Source organism: Paenibacillus sp. FW104-T2, assembly GCF_058789975.1.
Window position 1 is genome coordinate 32,122 of record NZ_JBYTCE010000008.1, and the last position, 12,208, is coordinate 44,329.

The window sequence follows — 12,208 nt, forward strand, 5'->3', positions numbered from 1 at the left end:
TAATTTACAAGTTGGGAAGATTATAGTTGTTATTGCTCAAAAATTTATTAATTGCACTCATTCGCGCTGCGACTTTTCCTACCCCTTTGAAATATGAGGCATCCGTGTTATACAAATTTTTAAAATCACGGGCATAAGACAATGCGTTTTCGGTCTTGTTACCTATTTGCGCATTATACGCCTTGTTATAGTGAGCAATCAGCGTAACCACGTTCTGAGCACGTTTTTTCTTGAGTGCAGCCTTGCGAGCAGCTTCCTCGGCTGCTTTTTGCGCTTCCAGTTTGCGCTGTGCTTCAGCCGCTGCCTTGCGCTCCGCTTCCTGCTTCGCTACTTGAGCATCATGCTCTTTCTTCCAGACCAGGTAGGCTTCATACTTCGCCTGCTTGTCATACTTCTCCTGCAGCGCCTTCTTGGCGGCTTCTTTCTTCTGCTGTTCCTGCTTTGCGAGATAAGCCTCGTATTTTGCCTGTTTATCGTATTTCGCCTGCAGAGCTTTCCGTTCTTCTTCCTTTTTCTGTGCTTCAGCCAATTTTTGCTTTTCCTCGGCTTCAAGCTTCGCCGCTTCGGCTTCCTGCTTCTTCTTCTCTTCTTCCTCCTGCTTCAGCGCAGCAGCTTTTGCGGCTTCCGCTTCTTCGGCAGCCTTGATCTCTGCCAGTCTTGCTGCTTCTTGTTCCTCCTGCTGCTTGACTTCGGCCTGATCAGCCAAAATTTTGACAGTCGGCACGGTACCGGCCAGCAATACAACAAGAACAGCGGAAGAGATCATGAACTTTTTGGATCTGTAAAAAGGAACGCGGACAGGCTGTGCGGCTTCTTCCTTGGGATTCAGTTTAGCATCCAGCCCGTTGATGGCAGCCTCAACTTCCATCTGCATCGCACTGTTAGCCGGAATGAAATGATACAGCGAACGGTATACTTCGAGGGCTGCTGCAGGCTTATCCTCATCCTCAAGAGCTCGGGCCTGCAGAAAGAGTCTGTTTACCACAGCTTCCTGTCCAGGAGGAACTTCAGGTATCGACGTGGACGAATGATGTCCATTAGCTGACTTCGAATCTGCTACGCCAGTATCCGGTGCACTTGTGACTGTCTGGCTCGCCGCTTCACCATTTGCCGCATCTGCTGCTTGGTCCTCAGGTTCCTTCACTCCGGCCGCTTCCGCCTGACTGGCATTAGCTGATGCCAGGGCAACAAACCATTCACCAAATGTGGGGCAGCTGCTCAGATCGTGACTCTCCCAGGCACGGATGAACAGATCGGATATTTTGGAACCCCATCGATTCTGGAGTGAATCCCGCATAGCAAAATATCGTTCACTCACCGTTTGCATTTCATGCTGGTCAAAATAACTTTCTCCCCATGCCTTCTCCACAATGGTCGAATCAGACCAGCTCAGCATCTCGGCGATAATAACTGCACCAGCAAAACGATCGGCATATGAGCTCCACAGACCACTGTGTACTGCCCGGTGAGCTGCATAACCAGGTGAACCGGCAAGTAGGGCATCTGGACGATCCATTTTAGAACCGTACATCTGCTCTACATCGACAAGTTCAACCGCGGATGGGGCTCCCAGGTTTTCCACTTCGGAAAAAAACGGAATCATCACATTGGGTGCGGACAAATCACAATGAGCAAGTCCTCGTTGCTCCATGGCCGAACCAGTCCCAGCTAGTGCTCTAGCCAACTTCAGACTTTCTTCTGCAGTCAGCTGTTTCTGATCACTGATTACGTCAAACCAGGTCAGACCCTGCACCCACGGCATCAAAACCGCGTACAACAAATCGGGATGTTCACCAATGAGCGCTCCGTTTCTTTCCGGAGTGAGCACATCACGCTTGCATACCTGCAAACCTGGCAGTTCACTATAAGGCTCCATATGCTCAGACTGATAGACCATAGCCGGGATACGGAATTTAGGGAAAAATACTTTTAGTGCTTTGGCCCCACTTATTGAACCATTTCGGGGTATCAACTGGTAAACGATCCCTTGCCTTCCGGCTTGGGCGTATGCCAGACCGGGCGCAGCCGGGTGCTGCCCAATGGTATAGGCAATGTCATTGATCACCACTTCATCCCCGGGATTCGGTTGAAAAGACATGCTCATCCCTCTCTCTGTCATTCTGTCATAGTGCAGCAAAAACCGGGAGTCGTAAAACGCCCGGTTTTTGCTGTAGTTATACATCTTCAGCTTGCTGCCTGCGTACGATTCAGTGCCGGGTCAGACATGACATCGGCCTGATCTATGTAAAGCAGTTTAGCGAGCTTGGTCAGCTGTACGGAATTTGTTGGCAATAGCCGTCAGTTCCGCGCTGATGCTGTTCAGCGTTTGAACGAATGATTGCATTTGTTTGCTTGCTTCCTGGAACTCCTGGAAGAAGCGTTGTTTCGTCATACCTTCCCATTGTCCTTCCATGCTTGTGATGGATTGAGTCAATGTAGAAACGATTTGCTGACTTTGCTCACCGCTTTGTTTGAATTGGTTGGAAACCTGATCAAGTTGTTCTGGGGTAACTAAAATGCGTCCTGCCATGTGTAAATTCCTCCTTGGTTTGTGCAATTAAATTTTTGCTTGTTCAAATTGTACTATACCAGGATCGATCGGACAAAAGCCGAAGGACCTAATCCTATTTACCCCATTTTTGGTGATTGAAACTTCCCCTAACAGACTATTTACATAAATAATTCACTTTCTGCTGTCCTTAATTTGCACTTCTGTAAACTGCCTAATCAGGATACCACAGGTTCGGTTCCTCTTCTCCCCCGAAAGGTGGGATCTGTGAATCTCCACGCTACAGGTTCAGGCTGCATCGCCTGGATCAATGTAGCCGGAGAACCGTCGGGCGGCGCAGCATCCTGCACCCGGTATACTGCCGCCACCGCGGAAAGGGGATCGGATACTATAGCAGCAGCTGCGGCGTGTGTAGGCATGATTTCCCCTACACGATTGTTTTCTAGAACGTTAAGCATATTGACCGCATTGCCATAGGCTGTGTTCACATGACTCAGCACTGTACGATACTCCATGTCTGCCTGCTGGAATAACAAGGCTTTGCGTCCCAATTGTACGCTTAAGTCCATAAAACGACGCACCGCATCTTCGCCAAGTCGCTTGCTGTGACTCCATTCACTCATCACCGCAGCCCGGGCCTCAATATCCCACTCCAGCGAATGGATTGCCTGTTCCAACACTGTCATCTTTTGCTGTATTTGCTCCGCCGCATACTGAATCTGCCTGCTCAGTGCCCGAAGCACATCCGGTTCCACACGAATGCGCATTTACCATCACCTTTCCTCTTCCCCTGCAGGCTGTTTAAGCCAGTCCAGCAGCATCTCGTGAAACTGTTCTCTCGTCGTCAGCGCCGCTACAAGCCAATCATCTGAAGCGGCTGTACTCATGCGGAACAACCAGTTGGATACAGAGCTAGCAGCGAATGCTGCTGACTGTGACTTCCAACCTTCTCCGTTCCATACAAGCAATCGCAGTTCACCATCTGATTCTTTGTTAACCAGACAACGTGCAAGAGCTAGCGAACCTTCCGGATCGTTCGTCTCCTGTGCCAGTTCATCAGCAACTGCAGATTCTTCTTTGTTGTTAAGCTCGTTCATAACATCATAGAATTTTTTCTTGGAGCACATCAATGCCGGCTTCTCCGCAGGTGAATGGCCACTCCATTTCATCCTTTGAATCAGGAAGTCAATCGCTTCACGAACGTTCCCGAGATCGGATAACCGGAAAGAGTCCGGTTCATCAGCAACACGGGAAACTTCAACGACCCGTTCGTCCGTGCAATGGATATAACTTTCATACGAAGTGCCACTGGATGTGTAGCGAATCCAGCAAGCCCTGTCTGACAATCCAGCAATGGCTACTCTGGAGAAAACGGTCGGTGTCATGATCAGCTCATTGCTGTCCTGATCCTGAATCAAATATCCCTTTTCGAGCAGAGAAGTTTTGACGTGCTCCCATTCCACAGCGATGTCTTCTGCCATGTAACCGCGGAAGGGGTCTTCAACGCCAAGCAATCGGTCTGAACCGAGAATCCCGGCCAGGAAAAAAAGTTCTTTTATTTGCAAAGTGACTACCTTTTGCTTGGAATCATGAACCGTCAACATTATGAGCCACCTCCCCTCAAACTACAACATGCCATCGGTCACGAATTTCAGAAATCCAATCTGTCATTTTCCAGGTGTCATCACATGGAACTGCACCTTTAACCCTGGAATATTTGCGTTTAACATAATAACCTTGACCTGGTGGCAGTACCTTCAGCCCACCTGAGCTGCCTCCAGATTCGGTATAAGGAATACGGAAGAACGAGAGATCGTTAGGGTCTAAAGTCCCGAACAACAATCCACTCTGGGAAGCCTTCACATCACTTACCCAGTCTGAACCAAACGTTGGGAAATCAGCTGGAACACCCGAAAGTATGACATGTATCCCGCGATCCCGTCCTTGACGAACAATCGCCCCCAATTGATCTTTCACATTAAAATCATTCAACTGTTTGGACAGAGTATCCGCATCATCGATGACAAGCACGATCTCCGGTCCACCCTTTAACTCGCCTCTTTTTAGAACTTCATCGTACAACTGTTGGATCACAGGCGCAAGCTGTTCTTCACGAGACACATGTCCGCGGACATGGGGCAAACTGCTGATCTCTCCCAGTCCTCCGGTACCATATCTCATATCTACCGTATATATTTGCACATCTTCAGGAGAAGCATGATACGCCAGAGATAACATCCATGTCAACAAAAATGTTGTTTTCCCGCCCTCCATGGGACTTGTGACCATAAAATGCGGACCTTCACGCAGGTTCAGCAGGAAAGGCTCGAGATCATCTGTCAACAAGCCTACAGGAACATTGACCGTCGAAAATTCTCCTGCTTGGGCAAATGCCCCCGTACTTACAAGTAAATCCTTGAGCTTCACTTCTTCAGGAAGTGGAGCAATCTGCGGAGCCTCTTCTCCTGTCCAGCTATCCCGAATCTCTGCGATCAACCCTCGGAGAGCAGACGAACGTTTCCCTTCATCCTCACCGGACGATGGTAAAGCCGCCTGGAACATTAATGGTGGTACCTGTCCTTTTACAAGACCTCTGCCTGGTGGAAGCTGGCTTGGTGCCTTGGAAGGCCGTCCAACTGCATAATAATAGTCACTTGGATCGGATAGTTCAAAGGAGACCGCGTTTGGTATGTTGCTTCTGAACTTCTCGAAGACATCTGTCACCCGATTCGCAGTCAGAATGAACGTAATTCCAAGACTTCCACCTTCACGAAGAATCGTTTCCAGCAGTTCATTCTCTTCTGGGTAAGCATTGCGGAATGATAGATAACCATCAATTACAACAACAATCTGTGGAACAGCTGCATGTGCTGTACGACGATAAGCCGAAATCGTTTTAACCCCTGCCTCCGAGATCATATCCTTGCGCTGTGCTGACAGCTTCAGAATATACCGGAATAGACGCTTGATCCGATCCTCCTCTTCGGCCATCAGAACGCCACCGATCTGCGGCAGTCCTGTAAAGTCCTTCATCATCCGTCCCATATCGATAATGTATCCATGCCATGGATCCGTACGACGAGAACGTGCGAGTGACATCAGCAAAGTCTGGACAAACGTCGTTTTACCCAAACCAGGCATGCCGTACACAATCAAATGCCCTTGATCTACAGGGAGTGCAAGTGGCATCTGACGCTGGTTAGGCAGATCGTCAAGCAGACCAACCACCGGCTTCAAGCCACTGGCTCCGCCGTCAAGCAGCAGCTCTCTGTGCTCTTCATCCTGCCAATCCGTCAGACTGTCCCATTCCAGCGTCTCTGGAAGAGGTGGCAGCCATGGACCAGGCAATCTTTTGATTCCTGCATCTGCGGCAGACTGTGCCACATAATCGATGAAGACCTGTAGTTGTTTAGGAACATCTTCGCCTTTGAGGACTGCCCTGCGTTCGCCAGTCAAAAGTGGTTCTCTCTTACCGTTAAGACGCACTTCCATGACAGGCAGTACAGTTGATGTGTCCTCCTGCTGGTTATAAGGTGCACCACTCCAGGCAAACTGCATTTCCTCAAATACCTCATCACTGCCGACCTGGAAATATCCGCGGCCCGGCTTGGTAATCCATGCTGCATTAGGGATTTTGATCATATCCCGGCTGTCTCCCTCGCTCTGTACACGAAGACAGATGCGGAAACGGGAGTTACTCCATATTTTGTCATCCACTACGCCTGCCGGCTTTTGAGTTGCCAGAATCAGATGGACACCCAGTGTTCGGCCAATAGCCGCAATACTAATCAACTCGTCCATGAATTCCGGCTGGTCCCGTTTCAATTGGGCAAACTCATCAATAATAATGACCAAATGAGGCAATGGCTGATCGTGTCTGGAACGTAAAATCTTGTAATATTCATCAATGTGCTGAAGGTTACCGGCATCATTCAATATCTTCTGCCTTCTGACCAATTCGGCCCGAAGCGAGATATTGGCACGTTCAATCAAATTGCCATCCAGGTTGGTGATCGTACCCACCACGTGAGGCAGGCCTACGAACGTATTGGACATCCCGCCTCCTTTATAGTCAATCAACATAAAGGCCAGGTCATGGGGATGGAACTCGGCAGCCAGGGAGGCCACAATAGACTGAATGACCTCACTTTTACCTGAACCCGTCGTACCTGCGATCAATCCGTGTGGGCCGTGACCCTGACGTTCAATTTTATCATGCAAGTTGATGGCAATTTTCTTGCCACCTGCGCGCACGCCCATGGGTACAGGCAGCGTATCCGGATATCGTGTCTGGCCCCAGCGGGTGATTACATCCAGGTCTTCAACACGTGAGGTGCCAAGCATATCAAATAACGGAAGGATTTGCGGGATGTCCGAAGCGGAAGATCGCTTCAGCCGAATGGGAGACATGTAACGCGAGAGTGCCTCAGCGGTCTCTTTTGATATCACATCTGGTGTGTACGTCTGCTGTACAACGTCAGCATCTTCCGTTTTTTTGATGTACACGCCCTTGCCTTTGGATGCTTCCATGATCAATTGACAATGCATCGGTAGGGATTCCTTGCGGTTCGCCAGAATAATGGTACACACATCGATCTCCTGTGCAGATTCAAGCAATAATGGAAGAAGAGGCTCTTCTTCAATAAGCTGTGTGTCCGAGAGAACCACCACATAACATGGAGTCTGCACACTTTTTTTGTATCGGTCCTCTTTGTTGTTCCGACGACGGTTTAACACGGAAAACAAGCTGTCCGCCAATTGATGCGCACCGCTGTGCCTGTCGGCCATATAGCGTTGTCCCTGATCTTCATCCCAGATATGGGGTAACCAGCGCAGCCAGTCCCATTCCTTCGCTTCTTTCTCTTCATAAAATGCAGCAATCTTCAATTCATCCGGCGAATGCCGCACCGTGAGTTGTGAAATGATGACGCGCAGGGAAGCAAGCACTTCCTCCCGATTCCCCACCAATCCCATCACTTTCGACTGGAACAGCGGGAGTGTAATGGAAGCATCGGATACCGTCTCAAATTCTGCTGCAAGTTCATGAGCTGCCTCAATTAATTCATCTTTTTCATAACCATCCACTCGTGGGACCTGCAGTTTAATTCGGAATGGAATTTCTCCCGTACCGATCCGGACCTGCAAGAAATCGTCATCTTCCGGTGAACGCTCCCATAAGGAGCTGTTGCGATTCTTCACGACTTGCAGACAAACATTGGGATCACCATGAATTTCGTACAGGCTCTTGACCTGCTCGGCTTGAGCTTCCTTGAGCTCTTCACGGTGCTTATCCAGTTGGGCTCGGTACATGGCCTTACGTTCTTCGATTTTTTTGCGATACGTCTTTTTGTTACTCAGATACACAAAAAACGGAATGGTATATGACGTAAGCATCATCATGACAGTCATCATCTGAAACATCATAAAACTGGGGTTGCCCATTTTGCCCGTCATGTTGATATATACGTAGAATCCAATACTGACCATCGTCATCATGATCGGTATTATAATAGAAATCATTGAAAACGTAGGTTTGCTCGGCTCCGTTGGAGGTCTGAGAATTTCCAGCCTTTCTTCCTTAAGAACCGGTGTCATTCTTGGAGAACGTTGATATAACACATTCACGAAGAGAAGACCTCCTTATAATTGGTTCGATAATGAATGTATACGTCAAGTGGACTCATTCGTTGCTGTCCTGCTGAAATAACGAACGTCTTCCGTATACAGGCGCTTCTTCCGTAGTGGTGGAGAATGCCCGCTGAACCCGTACACAGCTTCCTTGCCGCAGACCCGTTTCCATCAGCTGCTGCGAGTTCTGCGGAGAGAACCACAGACCTTCGGGAAATTTGGCTTCAAGGATGTATTGGATACCATCACCAGGCGCCTGTCCAAAGATCCGCACCCCCAGTAATGTTTTTAAATGTTCAATCGTACACTCATCCGGGACTTCAATGTCGAACCATTCACCTTCCTCCCGGCCGGAATACACGGTAAGAATCATCATAATCCCTCCATGGTCTCATATGTAAATTGTCCTAATGTCAAATTAAATCAAAAAAATACAGATGAATCGTTATTCCAACCCTATTTTCTTACATTAACACCCTGTTTGCAATGTACATCCTGTATTTTTGTTACATATGACCCACATAAATATTAAAATATCGTCCAATGGACTCAGAACTTTTGAGGCATTATTCACGTTAATTATTGCGAGGATGCGAAAACACTTCTTTTTCTTCCATATAAATGGGAGAGAATATTCTGTATTCGGGACTTCCTATTCCTTCGTCCACAATCAAATTGTGAACACTTTTCAAACATTGCCCACCTTTATGTTTTCATAAGCTGATTTTAAGGTAATTTTAAGCATTGGAATTTAATATAACCAGTATGAAATAACTCTCGTGAGGTGATTTCTAGTGAGAACACTAATAACTTTTCAAAACAAATCAATCCCTGTATATTTCAATCAAGAAAACAAACAACCTATGCAAAAGACATTAAGACTGCTCAGCAGTGCCCTTGAGCATAAAATCAGTAATGGTAAACGCGCTTTGCAAAAATGTCTGCACTCTTTGATTAGCATTGAGATTGTCGGTTGTGAGGCCATTCTGCACAGCCGCAGTGAAAATGACTCTCTAGCCTTGTCGCTGTATTAAAGCAGAGTCGGTAAAGAAGTTGCATATGCAAGGAAAAAGGAAGCTGTCCATGAAGACAAGCTTCCTTTTTTTGATGAAGGCAAGATTCCTCTATCTATTTTAATGCACTTTGCTGACAGCATAAGTAGTCTCATGCTCCTCAGCGATCTCAGCTCTGCGGATACGAATGACAAACAGCCGAACCAGATTGGCACGTGTATGCTCTTCCTGACAAGTGTTCAATTTTCTCAGAATAAAACGGTCAATGGACATGGAATTCAAGCCCCTTTACCTTTGGATTTACGGATCGGTACTCCCGTGTATCCATAAATAACCAGATTGAACGAGCCCCAAACAGCTTTTTCCTCGGATTTCTTCACGTCCTAAATCATGATGTAAAAACGTGCAAAAGCCCGTCACCTCAAGGCAGGAGCGGACTTTCGCATTCCTTGTCGATCTATCTCGAACGATCTGTTTAATTGATGCCAGGGAAATCCCGGTATTGGTGCTGCAGACTGATCCAACGGGTACGTGTGAATTTCTCGATGGCCCAATCGCCGCCAAAGCGGCCAATCCCGGAAGACTTTTCGCCGCCAAACATGACATGTGCCTCATCATTTACAGATTGGTCATTCACATGCACCATGCCGGATTCAATACTCTGAGCTACCCGGTAACCTCTCTCCAGATTGCTCGTAAATACAGATCCACTTAATCCGTATGGTGTATCATTCGCCAGACGGACAGCATCTTGCTCGTCCTCTGCACGCATGAGGACGGCCACCGGACCAAACAGTTCCTGTTGGACAATATCCTGTTCAGGTTTGACATCCACAAGCACCGTCGGTTCCAACACACTGCCCTTACCTGATCCGCCATGAAGCAAACGCGCCCCCTCTTCCTGAGCCGATTGGATCCATTCCAACAAGCGCTGTACTTCTTTTTCACGAATAAGGGGACCTACCATCGTTTCTGAATCTGCGGGATCGCCTGTCCGTATGCGCTTCGTTTTGTCCACGAACGATTTAACAAATTGGTCATATACATCGGCATGTATGATGATCCGGTTGAGTGCCATGCAGATCTGCCCCTGATGAAGAAATTTGCCAAAAACCGCAGCCTCGGCGGCTCGCTCAATGTCTGCGTCTTCTAGTACCACCATTGCATTATTGCCGCCAAGCTCAAGTGCTGTTTCTTTCAAATGTTCTCCTGCCAGCTTCCCGATCCCCTGCCCGACTTTGGTCGATCCTGTAAAGGAAATCACCTTGGGAATGGGATGAGCAACAAAATAATCTCCTATTTCCCCACCACTTCCGGCAACCACATTCAGGACACCTTTAGGTAAACCGGCTTGATGAAATAAATCCGCAATCAACCAGCCTGCCGTAATTGGCGTGTCCGATGCCGGCTTAATAACTACACCATTCCCGAGTGCAATGGCCGGAGCAACGGAGCGAAGACACAAATGGAGCGGGAAGTTCCATGGTCCAATGACTCCAACCACACCCTTGGGTTCGCGAATGACTCGGTTTTCTTTGCCTGGTGTGTTTGAAGGAATCAGCTCACCTTTCATTCTATATGGGAACGAAGCTGCTTCATCCACGATACGTTTCGCTGCGGCAAACTCCGATTCTGCCTTAATACGCGTGCTACCCGATTCTGTAATCAGCAGATTCAATATTTCTTCTTTGCGATCGGTCATCAAGGATGACACTTTTCGCAATATGCCTTCTTTTATACCTGGCAGGGACTTTCTCCATTCCAATGAGCTTTTTTGGGCGGCTTCGTATGCCCGATCTATGTCCGTCTTACTGGAAGAACGCCAGGTTGCAATCACTTCCCCCGTATAAGGGTTCATGTTCTCCATCGTTTTCTCACCGGAGCCTTCTACCCAATCGCCATTAATATACTGTTTGGTCCAGGTTGCAGATGTTTTCTCCATTAAAGTCATCTGGATGCGCCTCCTAATCAGGATTAGATGTTCTTCTTCTATAAGAAGTGTAGTACTTCATTAACCTGATTAAAGATTGCGCAAACGCGTCACTCAGACTCTACTATTCGGATGGAGGTGCCTCCTGTCGGGCAAAATCATTCAGCTTCTCCCAGCCGTAGGCTATCTCAATCAGATCTTGCCCTCCTATTCGTATGGGTTGTGTATGGACAGGACTTCCACCCATCTTTTCATAAAAACGGCATGCCGAATTTCGCTCCAATGCCCAGATCAACAGACGCTTCATGTCCAGAGAATGAAGATACCGAACAACTTGCACGGCCAGTTGCTGACCAATTCCCTTTTGTTGTACATCTTCCAGCAAATAAATGGCATATAACTCTGCATCATAAGGCAGCTTACCTTCGCGCTCCCTTCCTCCGCAGGCAAATCCGACAATATTCCCGTCCGGCTGTTCAGCCACCATCAGAATCTGATTTTTTTCGTCAGAGCGTATGGTTTGCTCCCATTGGGATATTCTTGTCTCCGTAGTCAAATGATCCAAAAAATCATCCGGTATAATATTGCGATATGTCGTCTTCCAACTCTCAGTATGTACATGGGCAATTCCTTCTGCATCCCCTTCACGGGCTTGTCTGATCTGTATCAACGAGCACTCACCTACCTCTCAGATTGTAGCGATTGTACATTATTATAAGCGTGATGATTCCATATTCCAAATCCATCCATAATGTCCAATTTAGGAGAGAGTAACGATCTGGCACTATGGCCGGATCGTTACTCTTGTGCCTATAGATACCTTTGAAGAGAGATCCAGCACGTCTGGATTGTACATACGGATACATCCATGTGATACAGACTTGCCGATGGACGAAGGTTCATTCGTCCCATGGATGCCATAATGAGGTAGAGATAACCCCATCCACAGCACACCAAAGGGTCCACCCGGATTGGCTTGTTTATTGACAATGGTAAATTCCCCGCTCGGAGTCTGAGTGAGCATCTTGCCTGTTGCCACAGGATAGCCCTTGATTACCTGATTGCCATCCAGAAGATATAACATGTGATCCGACAGATCTACAATAATTCTGTAATCCGGCATTATGA

At 47.7% G+C, this 12,208-nt stretch carries 11 protein-coding genes; 1 reads left to right on the plus strand and 10 read right to left on the minus strand.

Going from position 1 to position 12,208, the window contains the following annotated elements; all coding sequences use genetic code 11:
• Positions 1 to 4: 4 nt before the first annotated feature.
• From AC3WQ3_RS12045 to AC3WQ3_RS12070, 6 genes are all read right to left on the minus strand, one after another.
• The gene (locus AC3WQ3_RS12045; protein ID WP_492472394.1) at positions 5 to 2,098 is read right to left on the minus strand and encodes a protein kinase family protein; all 2,094 of its coding nucleotides are present in this window, start codon (positions 2,096 to 2,098) and stop codon (positions 5 to 7) included.
• Positions 2,099 to 2,254: 156 nt separating this feature from the next.
• The gene (locus tag AC3WQ3_RS12050) at positions 2,255 to 2,530 is read right to left on the minus strand and encodes a WXG100 family type VII secretion target (protein WP_017689071.1); all 276 of its coding nucleotides are present in this window, start codon (positions 2,528 to 2,530) and stop codon (positions 2,255 to 2,257) included.
• A gap of 197 nt (positions 2,531 to 2,727) precedes the next feature.
• Positions 2,728 to 3,276 carry a WXG100 family type VII secretion target gene (locus tag AC3WQ3_RS12055; RefSeq protein ID WP_492472395.1) on the minus strand — a complete coding sequence of 183 codons (549 nt, stop codon included), beginning with the start codon at positions 3,274 to 3,276 and terminating at the stop codon, positions 2,728 to 2,730.
• Positions 3,277 to 3,282: 6 nt separating this feature from the next.
• On the minus strand, positions 3,283 to 4,113 hold the full coding sequence (locus AC3WQ3_RS12060) for a hypothetical protein (RefSeq protein WP_095287661.1): 831 nt from the start codon (positions 4,111 to 4,113) through the stop codon (positions 3,283 to 3,285).
• A gap of 16 nt (positions 4,114 to 4,129) precedes the next feature.
• The gene (gene essC / locus AC3WQ3_RS12065; protein WP_492472396.1) at positions 4,130 to 8,134 is read right to left on the minus strand and encodes a type VII secretion protein EssC; all 4,005 of its coding nucleotides are present in this window, start codon (positions 8,132 to 8,134) and stop codon (positions 4,130 to 4,132) included.
• Between the two features lie 55 nt (positions 8,135 to 8,189).
• Positions 8,190 to 8,510, minus strand: coding sequence for a hypothetical protein (locus AC3WQ3_RS12070; protein ID WP_062326145.1), 321 nt, complete (start codon positions 8,508 to 8,510; stop codon positions 8,190 to 8,192).
• A 421-nt stretch (positions 8,511 to 8,931) separates the two neighbouring features.
• On the opposite strand from AC3WQ3_RS12070, the gene AC3WQ3_RS12075 reads away from it, so the two are divergent.
• Entirely contained in the window at positions 8,932 to 9,171 is a 240-nt protein-coding gene (locus tag AC3WQ3_RS12075) for a hypothetical protein (RefSeq protein ID WP_095287663.1), read from the plus strand.
• 99 nt (positions 9,172 to 9,270) lie between these two features.
• Here AC3WQ3_RS12075 and AC3WQ3_RS12080 read toward each other — a convergent pair whose 3' ends face one another.
• From AC3WQ3_RS12080 to AC3WQ3_RS12095, 4 genes are all read right to left on the minus strand, one after another.
• Positions 9,271 to 9,423, minus strand: coding sequence for a hypothetical protein (locus AC3WQ3_RS12080; RefSeq protein WP_170948036.1), 153 nt, complete (start codon positions 9,421 to 9,423; stop codon positions 9,271 to 9,273).
• A gap of 202 nt (positions 9,424 to 9,625) precedes the next feature.
• Positions 9,626 to 11,101, minus strand: coding sequence for an aldehyde dehydrogenase family protein (locus tag AC3WQ3_RS12085; protein WP_492472397.1), 1,476 nt, complete (start codon positions 11,099 to 11,101; stop codon positions 9,626 to 9,628).
• Positions 11,102 to 11,204: 103 nt separating this feature from the next.
• Complete coding sequence (locus AC3WQ3_RS12090) at positions 11,205 to 11,750, minus strand: GNAT family N-acetyltransferase (protein WP_492472398.1); 546 nt, start codon at positions 11,748 to 11,750, stop codon at positions 11,205 to 11,207.
• A 114-nt stretch (positions 11,751 to 11,864) separates the two neighbouring features.
• A complete protein-coding gene (locus tag AC3WQ3_RS12095) occupies positions 11,865 to 12,203 on the minus strand; it encodes a L,D-transpeptidase family protein (protein WP_154893546.1) in 339 nt (112 codons plus the stop codon).
• Positions 12,204 to 12,208: the final 5 nt, after the last annotated feature.